Origin of the sequence: Staphylococcus sp. 191, assembly GCF_011174885.1 — a bacterium.
Taxonomy (GTDB): Bacteria; Bacillota; Bacilli; order Staphylococcales; family Staphylococcaceae; genus Staphylococcus; species Staphylococcus coagulans.
Map to the genome: position 1 here is coordinate 18,501 of NZ_PNRJ01000001.1, position 18,262 is coordinate 36,762.

General features: G+C 36.0%; 14 protein-coding genes. All 14 read left to right on the forward strand.

Annotation, left to right across the window (positions count from 1 at the left end; translation table 11 throughout):
* Positions 1-132 precede the first annotated feature (132 nt).
* The 14 genes from C1H58_RS00085 to C1H58_RS00150 all read left to right on the forward strand — a co-directional run bounded on the left by C1H58_RS00085 (position 133) and on the right by C1H58_RS00150 (position 18,011).
* Positions 133-927: a TIGR00282 family metallophosphoesterase gene (locus C1H58_RS00085; RefSeq protein ID WP_050331147.1), complete on the forward strand. Its 795-nt coding sequence runs from the start codon at positions 133-135 to the stop codon at positions 925-927.
* A gap of 149 nt (positions 928-1,076) precedes the next feature.
* A complete protein-coding gene (locus C1H58_RS00090; protein ID WP_165544940.1) occupies positions 1,077-2,837 on the forward strand; it encodes a 2-oxoacid:acceptor oxidoreductase subunit alpha in 1,761 nt (586 codons plus the stop codon).
* The gene (locus C1H58_RS00095) at positions 2,838-3,704 is read left to right on the forward strand and encodes a 2-oxoacid:ferredoxin oxidoreductase subunit beta (protein WP_165544941.1); all 867 of its coding nucleotides are present in this window, start codon (positions 2,838-2,840) and stop codon (positions 3,702-3,704) included.
* A gap of 358 nt (positions 3,705-4,062) precedes the next feature.
* A complete protein-coding gene (locus C1H58_RS00100) occupies positions 4,063-4,365 on the forward strand; it encodes a thiamine-binding protein (protein WP_016424948.1) in 303 nt (100 codons plus the stop codon).
* Between the two features lie 99 nt (positions 4,366-4,464).
* Entirely contained in the window at positions 4,465-6,012 is a 1,548-nt protein-coding gene (miaB, locus tag C1H58_RS00105) for a tRNA (N6-isopentenyl adenosine(37)-C2)-methylthiotransferase MiaB (RefSeq protein ID WP_165544942.1), read from the forward strand.
* A gap of 1 nt (position 6,013) precedes the next feature.
* The gene (locus C1H58_RS00110) at positions 6,014-6,367 is read left to right on the forward strand and encodes a YlbF/YmcA family competence regulator (protein ID WP_037559109.1); all 354 of its coding nucleotides are present in this window, start codon (positions 6,014-6,016) and stop codon (positions 6,365-6,367) included.
* Positions 6,368-6,506: 139 nt separating this feature from the next.
* The gene (thiW, locus tag C1H58_RS00115) at positions 6,507-7,022 is read left to right on the forward strand and encodes an energy coupling factor transporter S component ThiW (RefSeq protein ID WP_165544943.1); all 516 of its coding nucleotides are present in this window, start codon (positions 6,507-6,509) and stop codon (positions 7,020-7,022) included.
* 162 nt (positions 7,023-7,184) lie between these two features.
* Positions 7,185-9,785: a DNA mismatch repair protein MutS gene (gene mutS, locus C1H58_RS00120; RefSeq protein ID WP_481864904.1), complete on the forward strand. Its 2,601-nt coding sequence runs from the start codon at positions 7,185-7,187 to the stop codon at positions 9,783-9,785.
* A gap of 12 nt (positions 9,786-9,797) precedes the next feature.
* Complete coding sequence (gene mutL, locus C1H58_RS00125) at positions 9,798-11,741, forward strand: DNA mismatch repair endonuclease MutL (protein WP_165544945.1); 1,944 nt, start codon at positions 9,798-9,800, stop codon at positions 11,739-11,741.
* Positions 11,742-11,763: 22 nt separating this feature from the next.
* Complete coding sequence (locus C1H58_RS00130) at positions 11,764-12,297, forward strand: glycerol-3-phosphate responsive antiterminator (RefSeq protein ID WP_060829996.1); 534 nt, start codon at positions 11,764-11,766, stop codon at positions 12,295-12,297.
* Between the two features lie 25 nt (positions 12,298-12,322).
* Positions 12,323-13,381 carry a S66 family peptidase gene (locus tag C1H58_RS00135; RefSeq protein WP_165545144.1) on the forward strand — a complete coding sequence of 353 codons (1,059 nt, stop codon included), beginning with the start codon at positions 12,323-12,325 and terminating at the stop codon, positions 13,379-13,381.
* A 289-nt stretch (positions 13,382-13,670) separates the two neighbouring features.
* Positions 13,671-14,486 carry an MIP/aquaporin family protein gene (locus tag C1H58_RS00140; protein WP_060829994.1) on the forward strand — a complete coding sequence of 272 codons (816 nt, stop codon included), beginning with the start codon at positions 13,671-13,673 and terminating at the stop codon, positions 14,484-14,486.
* A gap of 226 nt (positions 14,487-14,712) precedes the next feature.
* Complete coding sequence (gene glpK / locus C1H58_RS00145) at positions 14,713-16,215, forward strand: glycerol kinase GlpK (protein WP_060829993.1); 1,503 nt, start codon at positions 14,713-14,715, stop codon at positions 16,213-16,215.
* Positions 16,216-16,340: 125 nt separating this feature from the next.
* The gene (locus C1H58_RS00150) at positions 16,341-18,011 is read left to right on the forward strand and encodes a glycerol-3-phosphate dehydrogenase/oxidase (protein ID WP_165544946.1); all 1,671 of its coding nucleotides are present in this window, start codon (positions 16,341-16,343) and stop codon (positions 18,009-18,011) included.
* The last annotated feature ends 251 nt before the right edge of the window (positions 18,012-18,262 follow it).

Genomic DNA, 18,262 nt, shown 5'->3' on the forward strand with positions numbered 1-18,262 from the left:
GTTTGTATGGAAGGTTGTTCTTTTCATAGCTCGTCTTTTTTATATGTTGCGTATGCTTTCTATATAGAATTTTTAAATAATGATACAGTTGAAATATACATAAATGCCCATTTTTAGAGAGGACGAAACATAATGAGAATTTTATTTATAGGAGATATTGTCGGAAAAGTTGGACGCCAAGCGATATCAGAATGGTTGCCAAAATTGAAACAACGTTATCATCCGACCGTGACGATAGTGAATGCAGAAAATGCGGCGCACGGTAAAGGCTTAACTGAAAAAATATATAAAGAACTATTACGTAATGGCGTTGATTTTATGACTATGGGAAACCATACTTATGGCCAACGAGAAATTTACGATTTTATACAAGATGCAACACGCCTTGTGAGACCTGCAAACTTTCCTGATGAAGCACCAGGGATTGGTATGCGTATTATTAATTTAAATAATAAAAAGCTAGCAGTTATCAATTTGCAAGGACGTAGTTTTATGCCAGATATTGATGATCCTTTTAAAAAAGCCAATCAATTAATTGAAGAAGCTCAAAAAGAAACGGACTATATTTTTATTGATTTTCATGCTGAAACCACTTCTGAGAAAAATGCAATGGCTTGGTTTTTAGATGGACGTGCGAGTGCTGTAGTTGGAACGCATACTCATATTCAAACATCAGATAATCGCATTTTACCTCAAGGGACTGCTTTTATTACCGATGTAGGTATGACAGGCTATTATGATGGTATTCTTGGCATTAATCGCGATGAAATTATTAAGCGATTTCTTACTAGTTTACCTCAACGTCATGTTGTTCCTGATGAAGGACGAAGTGTGTTGTCGGGCGTTATAGTTGATTTAAAAGAAGATGGAACAGCTAAAAATATTGAACGCATTTTAATCAATGATGATCATCCGTTCGAAGCGTAATTTCATTTAACGTTAATAGACCTAATAAAGGATATAAGCCTTATCCGCCATTAGTATGAATTTTTTTAAAACCCATTATTTAATAGAGCAAATAATGGGTTATTTTGATATGATAAATAGTGAATTTAATCGTGTAGGAGGCTAAATCTATGAAAGCTCAATTGTCATGGAAAGTAGGAGGTCAGCAAGGCGAAGGAATTGAATCAACGGGAGAAATTTTCGCCACTGCAATGAATCGAAAAGGCTATTATTTGTATGGGTATCGTCATTTTTCAAGCCGAATTAAAGGAGGCCATACCAATAATAAAATCCGTGTCTCTACAACACCTGTTCACGCAATTAGTGATGACTTAGATATTCTTGTTGCATTTGATCAAGAAACAATTGTTTTAAATCATCATGAAATGCGAGAAGACAGTGTCATCCTAGCAGATAGCAAGGCTAAGCCTGAAAAACCAGAAAACTGTAAAGCGCAATTGATTGTGCTGCCCTTTACAGAAACAGCAAAATCATTAGGGACTACATTAATGAAAAATATGGTGGCCATTGGTGCAACAGCAGCGTTAATGGATTTAAATACTGACACATTTGAAGCGCTCATTACAAATATGTTTGAGAAAAAGGGAGAAAAAGTCGTTGAACTTAATATTCAAGCATTGAATGAAGGTTATCGTATTATGCAAGATGAGTTGGCTGGTATTCATGGGGATTTTATGCTTGAAGAAAGCGCAGGTACGCCTCACCTTTATATGATAGGGAATGATGCCATTGGCTTAGGAGCAATCTCAGGAGGCTCTAGATTTATGGCTGCTTATCCGATAACGCCGGCTTCTGAAATTATGGAATATATGATTGAAAATTTACCGAAAGTGGGCGGAACAGTCATTCAAACCGAAGATGAAATCGCAGCCGCAACGATGGCAATTGGTGCGAACTATGGTGGTGTTCGTGCTTTTACTGCTTCTGCTGGTCCAGGTCTCTCGTTAATGATGGAGGCGATAGGTTTGTCTGGGATGACTGAAACACCATTAGTCATCATGAATACGCAACGTGGTGGCCCTTCTACAGGTTTACCGACAAAGCAAGAACAATCTGACTTAATGCAGATGATATATGGAACACACGGAGATATTCCTAAAATTGTCGTTGCGCCAACGGATGCAGAAGATGCTTTTTACCTTACAGTAGAAGCATTTAACTTAGCGGAAGAATATCAATGCCCGGTTATTTTACTAAGTGACTTACAACTTTCCTTAGGTAAGCAAACAGTCAAAAACTTAGATCATTCAAAAATTGAGATTCGACGTGGTTCAACGATTACAGAGGATATCGAGCGCGATCCAGAAGATAAAGAGTACTTCAAACGCTATGCATTAACAGAATCAGGTGTCTCACCACGACCTATTCCTGGTGTAAAAGGTGGCATTCACCATGTTACGGGCGTTGAACATAACGAAGAAGGAAAACCGAGTGAAGCCGCTCAAAACCGTCAAGATCAAATGGAAAAACGTATGCGTAAGACGGAACATTTATTGATTGAAAAACCTGTTGAAGGTCAATTGAAATATGAAGATGCGGATATTTTATTCCTTGGTTTCATTTCAACGAAGGGCGCAATTCAAGAAGGTGTTGCTAGACTTGAAGCGCAAGGAGCTAAAGTAAACCATCTCCAAATTCGTCAACTTCATCCATTTCCAACTCAAGCGATCCAAGCAGCTGCTGATAAAGCGCAAAAAGTTGTTGTTGTTGAACATAACTATCAAGGCCAGCTTGCAAGCATTATCAAAATGAATGTTAACTTAGGCGATAAACTTGTTAAGCAAACGAAATATGACGGAACACCGTTTTTACCTTATGAGATTGAAGAAAAAGGTTTAGAAATCGTAAATGCATTAAAGGAGAGAGTGTAATTGGCTACTTTTAAAGATTTTAGAAATAATGTAAAACCGAATTGGTGTCCAGGTTGTGGTGATTTCTCTGTACAAGCGGCGATTCAAAAAGCAGCTGCAAATGTGGGACTTGAGCCTGATGAGGTTGCTCTAATCACTGGGATTGGTTGTTCAGGGCGACTTTCTGGTTACGTAAATTCATACGGTGTGCATTCGATTCACGGTCGTGCATTACCTCTCGCACAAGGTGTTAAAATGGCCAATCGTGATTTAACTGTCATTGCATCAGGTGGAGATGGAGATGGCTATGCTATTGGTATGGGACATACCATTCATGCGTTACGCCGAAACATGAACATTACTTATATTGTTATGGATAATCAAATTTATGGTTTAACAAAAGGGCAAACTTCTCCGTCTTCAGCACCAGGATTTGTTACAAAAACGACACCAAAAGGGAATATCGAACAAAATGTTGCACCTCTTGAATTAGCTTTATCATCAGGAGCAACGTTTGTAGCGCAAGGTTTTTCAAGCGATATTAAAGCTTTAACAAAAATGATTGAAGATGCGATTAATCATGATGGCTTCTCATTTGTAAATGTTTTTTCTCCATGTGTGACGTACAATAAAGTGAATACGTACGATTGGTTCAAAGAGAATTTAACAGCAATTGAGGATATAGAGGGCTATGATGTGACAGATAAACAAGGCGCTATTCAAACCGTGCTACAACATGATTCATTAATTAAAGGTATTGTTTATCAAGATACTGAAACGCCATCATATGAATCTCAAATTGAAGCGTTAGGCGATACACCTTTAGCAAAACATGATTTAAGTTTAAGTGAAGCACAGTTCGAATCTTTTACAAAACAATTTGTATAAAGCTTTATCTATAAAGTTTGCTGATTTGATTATAAAATATATTCTGCATAAGCAACGGCACATTGAGGTGTCGTTGTTTTTTTGTTTTTTTCAATTAAAGTATAAGTATAAAGATTCAATTTCATCATTAAAGGTTGAACAGTCTTATCAAGATGACAAAAAATGCTTTGATATTTATAAATCTAAAAGTTTGCAGAAAAATTGATAGTTAAGAAAGAGCATGTTTATTAAAAGGCTACAATCAAGATTAGATTATAAAATGTATTTTGAGTGCAGGTTGATTTTCACCACAAACTTAGGGATATTTTTTATTTTAATTGTAATCAGGTATAATATAAAAAAAGAGGAGGTTTTGTCATTGGTTGATACATTGATGAGTATACAAATCATTCCGCAGACACCTCACGGAGAGGATGTCATTCCTTTTGTTGATGAAGCAATTAAAGTGATTGAGGCATCGGGGTTGAAATATCGTGTTGGTGCATTAGAAACAAATGTCGAAGGCGATATGAATGCCTTGCTTATTTTGATCCAAAAAATGAATGATCGGATGGTTGAATTAGAAGCACCTAGTGTTATTCATCAAATAAAGTTTTATCACGTTCCTGAAGGCATCAGTATTGAAACACTAACTGGTAAATATGACGATACTGAAAAATAGTGTAACGATTTATATTGACTTCGAAAAATATCATTTTGCACTTTGTCTAGAATTTTAATATAATGAACTAATGATATATGGGCAGAAAGGGTTTTGTATGTGAACGAAGAACAAAGAAAAGCTGGGACGATTGATGTTTTAGCACAACGTAATAATAAAGAAAAAGATTATAGTAAATATTTTGATTTTGAGCATGTTTATCAACCGCCAAGCTTAAAAGAAGCCAAAAAGCGTGGAAAAGAATCAGTTCAATATAATCGTGATTTTCAAATCGATGAAAAGTATCGCGGTATGGGGAAAGGACGCACTTTCCTAATTAAAACATATGGTTGTCAAATGAATGCTCATGATACAGAAGTAATGGCGGGAATTTTTACTGCCTTAGGTTATACACCTACTGAGGATATCAATTTGGCAGACGTCATTCTATTGAACACATGTGCGATTAGAGAAAATGCTGAAAATAAAGTGTTTGGAGAAATTGGGAATCTAAAACACATTAAACAAGAACGCCCAGATTGTTTAATCGGTGTGTGTGGCTGTATGTCACAAGAAGAGTCTGTGGTAAATAAAATTTTGAAATCATATCAAAATGTGGATATGATTTTTGGAACACATAACATTCATCGTTTACCTCAAATTTTGGAAGAAGCCTATCTTTCTAAAGCAATGGTTGTGGAAGTATGGTCAAAAGAAGGCGACGTTATCGAAAACCTTCCTAAAGTAAGAGACGGCAAAATTAAAGCATGGGTCAATATCATGTATGGATGTGACAAGTTCTGTACATACTGTATCGTGCCATTTACACGAGGAAAAGAACGTAGTCGACGTCCAGAAGACATCATTGAAGAAGTACGTGATTTAGCACGTCAAGGTTATCAAGAAATTACGTTATTAGGTCAAAACGTGAATGCTTACGGTAAAGATTTAGAAGGTATCACTTATGGTTTAGGTGATTTAATGGCTGATATTTCGAAAATAGATATCCCACGTGTCCGTTTTACAACAAGTCATCCTTGGGACTTTACAGATCGTATGATAGAAGTCATTGCTGAAGGCGGAAATATCGTGCCGCATATCCACTTACCTGTTCAATCTGGTAATAATGACGTATTGAAAATTATGGGGCGTAAATATACAAGAGAAAGTTATTTAGATTTAGTGGATAGAATTAAGGCTGCCATTCCAGATGTTGCGCTTACAACAGATATTATCGTAGGTTATCCAAATGAAACAGAAGCACAATTTGAAGAAACTTTATCCTTATATGAAGCGGTTGGTTTTGAGCATGCTTACACATATATTTATTCTCAACGTGACGGTACACCTGCTGCTAAAATGAAGGATAATGTACCTAATGAAGTAAAAAAAGCACGGTTACAACGTTTGAATCGTTTAGTAAGCGATTATTCTTCACGTACACTAGCGGCTTATGAGGGACAAACTGTTCGTGTATTATGTGAAGGCGCAAGTAAAAAAGATGATGAAGTATTAGCAGGTTATACAGAAAAAAATAAACTCGTTAACTTCCGAGCACCTAAATCAGTTATCGGTAAAATTGTAGATGTTAAGATTGTTGAAGCAAAACAATTCTCACTTAATGGTGAATTTGTAGGTGTCAGTGAAGCAGCTGTGGTGACACCATAAGATGTATTCAAAAGAGTCGATTTTGGAAGCTGCTAAAGCATTGGGTCAGGCATTTCAATCTTTAGATACGATTCAAGATTATAGACGCATTGAAACACAAATTCATCAAAATGAACAGATTGCACAACACATGTCAGAGTTGAAACAGAATCAAAAGCAATCTGTAAATCTACAGAACTATAATAAGCCGAATGCCTATGCACGTTCTGAAGCAAAGATAGATCAAATCAGAACGACAATAGATGATATTCCTATTGTCAATGAATTTAGAACAGCACAGCAAGAGGCAAATGAGTTGCTCCATCTCGTTGTAGACACAATATCAACGCGAATTGAAAGTTCAACTGATGACTGAGATTTCTAGACGTTTAACATTGTGTAACTAAATGAGAAGTTGTGAGTGAGGATATAGGTTTTTAAAGTAAAATTGAGTTTCTATTCTAAAAATATGGTAGAGCACATAATTGTTTCAACCGTGGTGGAGAGTGATATGTGTGAATACACGTAAATTGACACTGACTGCATTATTTATAGCCGTTAATGTAGTGTTGAGTTCAGTGATTGTCATCCCCATTGGTCCGATTAAAGCAGCGCCAGTGCAGCACTTTATCAATGTTTTAAGCGTTGTTTTAGTTGGACCGTGGTATGGGCTGGCCCAAGCGTTCCTTTCTTCAATCATTCGTGTATTGTTTGGAACAGGTACGCCGTTTGCGTTTCCTGGGAGTATGATTGGCGTTTTGCTAGCGAGCTTGTTTTATTATGTAAATCGGCACTTATTTGTTGCGGCGATAGGAGAAGTGATTGGTACAGGCATTATTGGGAGTTTGTTCTGTATTCCAATTGCGTGGATACTCCACTTAGATCATTTTCTTATTAAACCGTTAATGGCTGCATTTATTACATCGAGTTTGATTGGTGCAAGTATTAGTTACATTCTTTTACTTGTACTTAAGCGACGAGGTTTATTAGCATACTTAAAGTTAGATAAAAATAAAAGAAGATTAAAATAATTATTAAATCATTGAGGGGCTGGGGGTTTAAACAGAAGTTTATACTCTCAGCCTTGATACATATTTAAATCGCATACATAAAATACCTTCAAAAAGTAAATGAAATATAGAAAATTTTGTACAAAAGGATTGTGAAAGTATATGGTAAATGTTACACCAATGATGAAACAATATTTAAATATTAAGGCGCAACATCAAGATGCGTTGCTCTTTTTTCGACTTGGTGATTTTTATGAGATGTTTTATGATGATGCAATTACTGCTTCTCGCGTCCTTGAAATCACGTTAACGAAACGTGATGCTAAAAAAGAAAATCCTATTCCTATGGCAGGTGTCCCATATCATTCTGCGGATAGTTATATAGAAACTTTAATACAAAATGGTTTTAAAGTGGCCATATGTGAACAAATGGAAGATCCAAGACAAGTCAAAGGCATGGTTAAAAGAGAAGTTGTACGAGTGATTACACCAGGTACAGTGATGGAAAAAGGTGGCGTGGAGGATACACGTAACAACTATATTTTAAGCTTTATCCATAATGAAGATGGCTATGGGCTCAGTTATTGTGATGTTTCGACTGGTGAGTTAAAAGTGACACACTTTGAAGATGAAAGCACACTTGTAAATGAAGTGACGACCATTCAACCTAACGAAATTGTTGTCACACAACCGTTATCAGAGACACTTAAACGTCAATTTAGCATGATTACAGAAACAGTTACAGTTGTTGAACGTATTTCGGATACGCATTATGCCGTTAATCAGTTGTCCGATCCAAGCATGTTTCAGGCAGTGCAGGTGTTATTAGATTATATATTTGATACGCAAAAAAGAGATATGTCGCATATTGAGAATGTGATTGAATACCAAGCGTTAGATTATATGAAAATGGATTTTTATGCTAAAAGAAATCTCGAATTAACTGAAAGTATTCGACTTAAATCAAAAAAAGGCACATTGCTTTGGCTAATGGATAAGACCAAAACACCTATGGGGGCAAGACGGTTGAAACAATGGATTGATCGCCCCCTTATTCAACGAAATGAAATAACAAAGCGCCATGATGCCGTCGATCAATTTTTACAATATTTTATCGAGAGAGACACTTTGCGCAACTATTTAACAGAAGTTTACGATATCGAACGATTAGTCGGTCGAGTAAGTTTTGGAAATGTGAACGCAAAAGATTTAATACAACTCAAGCATTCAATTGCACAGATTCCTTCTATAAAAACACTCTTACAAACCATTGAACATGAAGCAATCGCACATTTTAATGCGTTAGAACCCTTAGATGACCTTTTACAATTGTTAGAGGATAGTTTAGTGAATGAACCTCCACTATCTGTCAAAGAAGGTGGCCTTTTTAAATCAGGATTTAACGAAGAATTAGATCAATATTTAGATGCTTCAAAAAATGGAAAACAGTGGTTAGCTGAATTACAAGCGAAAGAACGTGAGCGAACGGGGATTAAATCTTTGAAAATAAGCTTTAATAAAGTGTTTGGTTACTATATTGAAATTACACGTGCCAATTTGACGCAATTTGATCCAGCTGAATTTGGCTATGAACGAAAACAAACATTATCCAATGCTGAAAGATTTATTACGGATGAATTAAAAGAAAAAGAAGCTGTGATTTTGGGTGCTCAAGATAAAGCAATAGAGCTCGAATATCAATTGTTCGTAGCGCTTCGTGAAAAAGTAAAAACATATACAGAACGCTTGCAACAACAAGCTAAAATTATATCTGAAATTGATTGCTTGCAAAGTTTTGCAGAGATAGCGCAACAATATAATTATGTCCGACCACAATTCAGCACAGACAAAACATTAGTATTAAAAGATTCACGTCATCCTGTTGTTGAGCGTGTGATGGATTATAATGATTATGTACCAAATGATTGTGAATTAAATCAATCACAATTTATCTACTTAATTACAGGACCTAATATGTCAGGTAAATCAACATACATGCGTCAAGTGGCGATTATAAGTATTATGGCACAAATGGGGGCTTTTGTACCTTGTGAATCTGCTGTACTCCCTATTTTCGATCAGATTTTCACAAGAATTGGTGCTGCAGATGATCTTGTATCTGGGAAAAGCACGTTCATGGTTGAAATGTTAGAGGCACAAAAAGCACTCAAATATGCCACACCAGATAGCTTAATTATATTTGATGAAATCGGTAGAGGTACTTCAACTTATGACGGTCTTGCGTTAGCTCAAGCTATGATTGAATATGTTGCGGAAACATCTCAAGCGAAAACTTTATTTTCAACGCACTATCATGAACTGACAGAATTGGAACAAGCACTTCCAAGCTTAAAGAATGTGCATGTCGCTGCAGATGAATATCAAGGTGAGCTTATCTTCTTGCACAAAGTTAAAGATGGGGCTGTTGCTAATAGTTACGGCATTCAAGTTGCACAATTAGCCGAGTTACCTAAACAGGTGATTGACCGTGCGCAAGTCATTTTAGATGCATTTGAAGCGAAAGAACAAGCCGCGAATAACTCAGAAGCAAATGCTGAAAAAATGGCTGAATTCACAAACCACAGTCTTGAAACACCTAAACAAGCAACATCAGCGCAACATTCAGATACAAAGCCCCAATTCGAACAGCCTGTTTTCGATTTATTTGAATCAGAAACACAAAATAGTGAAGTTGAACTTGAAATTAAACAGATGAATTTATCACAAATGACCCCAATTGAAGCATTAGTTAAGCTAAGTGAACTTCAAAATAGATTACAGTAGAGGGTGAAATTGATGGGAAGAATAAAAACGCTACAAACGTCTTTAGCGAATAAAATTGCTGCAGGTGAAGTAGTGGAACGTCCGAGCTCTGTTGTGAAAGAATTATTAGAAAACAGTATCGATGCAGGTGCAACTGAAATTAATATTGAAGTTTTAGAGTCAGGTGTATCTTCTATTCGAGTTGTTGATAATGGTTCGGGTATATTAGCAGATGATTTGGGACTTGTATTTCATCGACATGCAACAAGTAAATTACAAGAAGATGATGATTTATTCCATATTAGAACATTAGGTTTCCGTGGCGAAGCACTCGCGAGTATTGCTTCAGTTGCAAAAGTCACATTACAAACGTCTACGGATGGTATTGATGGTTACGAAGTGTATGCTGAAGAAGGAGCCATACTGAAAGAAAAACCAGCTAAAGCGCGTAAAGGTACAGACATTCGTGTAGATTTACTATTTTATAACACGCCTGCAAGATTAAAATATATTAAAAGTCTTTACACGGAATTAGGAAAAATTACAGATATTGTGAATCGAATGGCGATGAGCCACCCACATATCCGTCTTTCGCTTAAAAATGATGGTAAGACCGTTCTCCAAACGAATGGCTCGGGACGTACAAACGAAGTGATGGCAGAAATATACGGAATGAAAGTGGCACGTGATTTAGTGCATATTGAAGGTGAAACAAGTGACTATCGTATTTCAGGTTACGTAGCAAAACCTGAGCACTCAAGAAGTAATCGGCATTATATGTCTATATTTATCAACGGTAGATATATTAAAAACTTTCTATTAAATAAAGCTGTTCAAGAAGGTTATCATACATTAATGATGATCGGTCGATATCCAATTGTTTATATTAATATTGAAATGGATCCCGTTTTAGTCGACGTGAATGTTCACCCTACGAAATTGGAAGTGCGATTATCTAAAGAGGATCAGTTATTTGATCTCATTGTGAATAAAATACGTGAGGCTTTTAAAGATAAGGTACTCATACCTCAAAATGATTTGAAACAAAAATACGCACCTAAAAAGGTTCTTGAACAATTTGAGCAACAAAAAATAGCTTTTGATCAGCAAGCGCACCAACATGAGAAGCATGAAACAACAACAGATAAAGACGACGTACAACCGTCGCAACCAGATTTCGAGGTTCAAGAGGAAGCGGATTACTTTTCAACTTCAAACGAACCGTCATCAGCCAATCATTCAATACATTCTGATGACAATTTTGAAGTGGAACAAAAAGCGATTTTAAATGAACTTGATCGTCATCAAGATGTGGCGCGTCCCTTGTTCACTGAGCCATCAACTCAAAGTCAAGATGATGCACGACCTCATAACAAACCTCAAAAACCTAAAAGACGTGTGCCTTATATGGAAGTTGTAGGACAAGTACATGGCACATATATTATTGCCCAAAATGATCAAGGCATGTATTTAATTGATCAACATGCTGCTCAAGAACGTATAAAATACGAGTATTTTAGAGATAAAATTGGAGAAGTGGAAAATGAAAACCAAAACCTGCTCATTCCAATTACATTTAACTTTTCAAAAGATGAACAGTTAATTATTGAGCAATATCGTGATACATTAAAAGAGGCAGGCATCTTTTTAGAACCTTTTGGTGGATATGATTATATTGTGAATAGTTATCCGGTTTGGTTCCCAAGTGAGCAAGTTGAAGAAATCATTAAAGATATTATCGAATATGTGATTCAACACAAGAAGATTGATATTGCAAAGTTTAGAGAAGAAGCTGCGATAATGATGAGTTGTAAAAAATCGATTAAAGCCAATCATTATTTAAAAATAAATGAGATGGCAGATTTAATCCAACAATTAGGGGAAATGGAAGATCCATTTACATGCCCGCATGGAAGACCTGTGATTATCAACTTTAGTAATTATGAATTAGAGCGTCTGTTTAAGAGAATTCAATAATACGATGAAGAGGGAGAATGTTATGAAAAAACATATTTTACCAGCAATTCGTTCGATGAGAGATTTAGAAAGATTGTTTAAAACAGATTATAAAAAATGTGTCATACTTGATACGCATATTGGTCATTTGAAAGGCATGACGCAATTAATTAAAGAGCATGAACTACAACCTTTTATGCACATCGATCTCATTAAAGGGATGAGTCATGATGAGTTTGCTTGTGAATATATTATTCAAACTTATAAACCTAAAGGGATTGTATCAACTAAAACTAAAGTGATTAAAAAGGCAAAAGCGCTTGGTGTCGTTACGATTTTTAGAGTATTTGTTATTGATAGTCACGCTTTACAGAGAAGTATCGATCTCATTCAACGTATCGAGCCAGATTATGTTGAAGTCTTACCCGGTATCGCAGATAAAGTGATACAAGAAATACACGAGAAAACAGGTACAACGGTAATAGCGGGAGGTTTGATTAACACAGAGGAAGAAGTTGAAAACGCCATTAATAGTGGTGCTGCCTATGTGACAACAAGTGACGCATCATTATGGTAAGTAAAAAATAAAGGGGATTTAAATGATGAAAAAACCAGAGAAGTTACAAAAAGGGGATACAATTGCGATTGTTTCCCCGTCTTCTGGCCTTGCTGGTGAGCCGAATATTCAATGGCGTACACAACAAGGTATAGAGAATATCAAAAATTTAGGTTATCACGTTAAAGTTATGGAACAAGCGCTTAACACGATTGAATGGAACTATAATCATCCAAAAGAACGTGCAGAGACACTGACATTGGCGTTTAAAGATCCAGAAGTAAAAGCTATACTTTGTACAATTGGGGGTAAAGAATCAGCAAGAATTATCCCATACTTAGATGATGAAATCATTCAAGCGCATCCTAAGATTTTTATAGGTTACTCAGATATCACACCACTTCATTTGCATTTAAACCAATTAGGAATCGTTAGCTTTTATGGTCCAGCGCTGCTCACGGACTTTGCAGAAAATGTAGCGCTTGATGACTTTACACTTGATCATATGTTTGATGTCGTTTCTAAAGCGGAGCCATTTGGAAAGTTGATCACATCGGATTATGTGCGGATTTTTGGTTTGAGATGGGATGAAGAAAATAAAAATATCGCGCGTGAAACAAAGAAAAATGAAAGTTACATATTAGTAAACGGCGAGGGTAACGTTTCTGGAGAACTTATCGGCGGTTGTTTTGAATCATTAGACCACCTCAGAGGTTCACAGTATTTTCCAAAACTTGAACAGTTTGACGGCAAAATTTTGTTTTTAGAAAACTCTGAAGTTAATATTGAACCGTGGGCTTTTGAAGATACTTTTCGTTCATTTGGATATATAGGCATTTTTGATCGTATTAAAGGGATTATATTGGGACGTCCTCAAAATGGAATATATCAAAATGAATATCACCAAATTATTCAAAGCATTTTAAAAGAGTTTAAGCAAGAGGATTTACCGGTCATCGGTAACGCTAGTTTTGGTCACAATGAACCTAAATGTACGATTCCATATGGTGTAAAAGCATCAATAAGTACATCTCCTTTAACATTTAGTATTGATGAAGCGGCTGTAAGTGAAAAAGAGGCACGTAAGAAACGTCAAAAAGAGTAATAATGATCAGGCGCTCAATATTCGTTTGATAGCAGTTTTTAAAACATTTTATCTTTAAAGTGATGGTTATTTAGATTTAAAAAAAACAATTAAATAGATAGTTAATTCATTTTCACTAAAATTAAATTTTCATTTATTTATGAAAGCGTTTAAAATAAGGGTTGACAACGCTTACATCAAACTGTAATATTAAGTCAAGTTGATAAATTATGAGAGACTGAGAGACTTCTGTTGGCGTATTTTTATTATGCGAAAGGAAGTCTCTTTTTCAATAAAGGGAGGAAAAAGCATGAATGTTTATTTAGCTGAATTTTTCGGTACTGCATTACTTCTACTCATGGGTGGTGGTGTATGTGCCAACGTCAATTTGAAAAAAACGAACGGTAATGGTGCCGACTGGATTGTCATTGCTATTGGATGGGGACTTGGTGTGACGCTAGGTGTCTATGCCGTTGGTCAATTTTCAAATGCACATCTTAACCCAGCAGTGACACTTGCATTTGCAATGAATGGTGATTTCCCATGGTCACAAGTGCCTGGATACATCATTGCGCAAATGCTAGGGGGTATTTTAGGTGGTGTATTGACATGGTTAATGTATTTACCACATTGGCGTGCAACTGAAGATAAAGCAACAAAATTAGGCGTCTTTTCAACTGCGCCAGCGCTTAAAAACTATACTGCAAACTTTATTTCAGAGATTATAGGTACTGCAGTTTTAACTTCAGGTCTTTTATTCATCGGGGCAAATAAGTTCTCTGAAGGATTAAATCCATTAATCGTTGGTGCTTTGATTGTAGCGATTGGTGTCAGCTTAGGTGGTACAACAGGATATGCAATTAATCCTGCTCGTGACTTAGGGCCACGTATCGCGCATGCTATTTTACCAATCCATGGCAAAGGTGGCAGTGGTTGGGGTTATGCGATTGTACCTGTATTAGGACCAATGGTTGGTGGTATGTTAGGTACGGTTGTATATCGCTTGATTTTTAAAGGCGCATTTGATGTTTGGACAATTGTAACGATTATCGTATTAGTTTTAACATTATTACTTGGTGTGGCATTAAATAAAAAATTGCCACAGGATGAGATTGCTAAAATATAATTCATATTACTGTTTTTGTCATAAGTATGAATGTTAAAGTAAGGCATGCAAAACTTTACAATACGTTGTGATCATAGAGGCATTAATAACATGGTGATGACGTATTGTTGTTTTTTAGTGCCTATGAGCTGTATTTGACATCTTATAACAGCATTTTAGGTTATAATAACCTTATCGTAATACTTTACAAGTTAATATCAGTGAAGAGTTGAGAGGAGACTATGTTATGGGAAACTATATCTTATCGATTGATCAGGGGACAACAAGTTCTAGAGCAATCTTATTTAACGAAAATGGGGAAATCGCAGGCGTAGCACAGCGTGAGTTTAAACAACATTTTCCTAAAGGCGGATGGGTAGAGCATGATGCCAACGAAATTTGGACATCAGTTTTATCAGTGATGGCATCTGTTTTAAACGAAAATAATGTATCGGCATCACAAATTAAAGGGATTGGTATCACAAACCAACGTGAAACAACTGTCGTTTGGGATAAAAACACAGGCCGTCCAATCTACAATGCGATTGTTTGGCAGTCACGTCAAACACAACATATTTGTGATGAATTAAAGAACGCTGGTCATGAAGAAACGTTTAGAAACAAAACTGGTTTATTATTAGACCCTTATTTTTCAGGAACTAAAGTCAAATGGATACTTGATAAAGTTGAAGGTGCACGTGAAAAAGCTGAAAAAGGCGATGTTTTGTTCGGAACAATTGATTCATGGTTAGTTTGGAAACTTTCTGGTGGTAGAACGCATGTAACAGACTATTCCAATGCAAGTCGTACATTAATGTATAACATCCATGATTTACAATGGGATGACGAATTGCTTGAAATTTTAGATGTACCAAAAGCAATGTTACCTGAAGTAAAACCATCAAGTGAAGTGTATTGCGAAACAATTGATTATCACTTTTTTGGTCAAAAAGTACCGATTGCTGGTATTGCGGGTGACCAACAGGCTGCTCTATTCGGACAAGCATGTTTCGAACGCGGTGATGTGAAAAACACTTACGGCACAGGTGGTTTCATGCTTATGAATACAGGTGAGGAAGCAGTTGTATCTGATAATGGATTGTTAACAACGATTGCTTATGGAATTGATGGTAAAGTTAATTACGCATTAGAAGGTTCAATTTTCGTATCAGGTTCAGCCATTCAATGGTTAAGAGATGGTCTCCGAATGATTAACTCTGCTCCTCAATCAGAAGATTATGCTAAACGTGTTGATTCTACAGAAGGTGTCTATGTTGTACCTGCATTTGTAGGTTTAGGTACACCTTATTGGGATTCTGAAGCACGTGGTGCCATTTTTGGAATTACGAGAGGTACAGAAAAAGAGCATTTCATTAGAGCTACTTTAGAGTCTTTATGTTACCAAACACGTGACGTAATAGAAGCGATGGCACAAGACTCCGGCATTGATGTTAACAATTTACGTGTTGATGGTGGCGCAGTTAAAAATAACTTCTTAATGCAGTTCCAAGCAGATTTAGTAAATATCAATGTTGAACGACCAGAAATAAATGAAACAACTGCACTAGGTGCAGCATACTTAGCTGGTATTGCTACAGGATTCTGGAAAGATAAATCAGAAATTAGTCGTCAATGGAAACTCGAAAAATCCTTTGAACCAGCGATGGATGAAAAAGAAAGCAGTCGTTTATATAAAGGCTGGAAAAAAGCAGTTGAAGCCACTCAAGTTTTCAAATTAGACGAAGAATAAGTGGTGTGATATACTGTAGTTAAGTTAATAGCATCATACGAGATTGTGAGAGACGTCGTTCGTACAACTTTATTTAAGCTGTGGGAGAAGTCTCTCTTTTTTTATGATATTAGGAGGCGGAATATATGAGTTTATCAACTTTTAAACGTGATTCAGTAAAGAACAAAATGAAAAATGAGGAATATGATTTAGTTGTTGTCGGTGGGGGTATCACTGGCGCAGGTATCGCATTAGATGCAAGTGCAAGAGGTATGAAAGTCGCTTTAGTTGAAATGCAAGACTTTGCACAAGGTACAAGCTCTCGTTCTACTAAATTGGTTCATGGTGGTTTACGTTACTTGAAACAATTCCAAGTCGGCGTTGTTGCTGAAACTGGTAAAGAACGTGCAATCGTTTACGAAAATGGTCCACATGTCACTACACCTGAGTGGATGTTATTACCAATGCATAAAGGTGGTACATTTGGTAAGTTTTCAACTTCAATCGGTTTAGGTATGTATGATCGCCTTGCTGGTGTTAAAAAATCAGAACGAAAAAAAATGTTAACTGTACAAGAAACTACTGACAAAGAACCATTAGTTAAACAAGACGGCCTTAAAGGTGGCGGTTACTACGTTGAATACCGTACAGATGACGCCCGTTTAACAATCGAAGTGATGAAAAAGGCAGCTGAGCAAGGTGCAGATATTTTAAACTATGCGAAAGTAAACAACTTCTTATATGATAACAATGAAAAAGTAAATGGTGTAACAGTGATCGATCGCTTAGCGAATGATACTTTTAAAATTAAAGGTAAAAAAGTCGTTAATGCAACAGGTCCATGGGTAGATGAAGTACGTAGCGCAGACTACTCTAAAAACAACAAACAATTGCGTTTAACAAAAGGTGTGCACGTTGTTATCGATCAATCAAAATTCCCATTACGTCAAGCCGTTTATTTTGATACAGAAAAAGACGGTCGTATGATTTTTGCTATTCCTCGTGAAGGCAAAGCTTATGTTGGTACAACTGATACATTCTATGATAATGAAAAATCAACACCACTTGTTAACCAAGAAGATAGAGATTATTTAATTGATGCCATTAATTATATGTTCCCGACTGTTCAAATTAAAGATGAAGATATCGAGTCTACATGGGCAGGTATTCGTCCGTTAATTTTAGAAGAAGGTAAAGACCCTTCTGAAATTTCACGAAAAGACGAAGTTTGGGAAGGTAAATCAGGATTATTAACAATCGCTGGTGGTAAATTAACAGGTTACCGTCATATGGCATTAGAAATTGTAAACTTAGTTGAAAAACGATTAAAACAAGAATATAAATTGAAATTCAATAAAGTTGATACAAAATACATTCCAATTTCTGGTGGGGATGTTGGTGGTAGTGCAAACTTCCATAAATTCGTTGAAGAAAAAGTACAAGCTGCGAAAGCATTCAATTTAGATGAAAAATTAGCACGTCACTTAGCTTCAAAATATGGTTCTAACGTTGATGATTTATTTGCGATTGCGCAAGCTGCACAACATCAAACAACAGGTTTACCATTAGAATTATATGTAGAACTTGTATACAGCGTTCAAAATGAATTAGTTGTAAAACCAACAGACTTCCTTGTACGTCGTACGGGTGCATTATACTTTGATATTAATCGTGTATTAGAATATAAAGATATTGTTGTCGATGTGTTAGCTGACTTATTAGGTTACGATGCAAATACTAAAGCAACTTACCATGCTGAATTAGATAAAGCGATCCAAGAAGCAAGACATGGTCAACACCAACCTGCTGAAAAATAAGACATTAGTAAGCAATTTATGAGATATGAAGTAACACAAGTTGTTTTTAGCTTGTGTTACTTTTTATTTTTATCATCAAATAAATCAGTGATTTCCACTTTATCCGCGTATTTCACCTTATCCAAACAAGCACCTATTTTATACATTTTGTAGACGATGATTTTGAAGAAGTTAAAATTTTCACTTGATAGTTTTTTGTGACAAGTGAAAGGTATCCTCAATTTATAGTATGCAGTTTAATTTTAATTCGT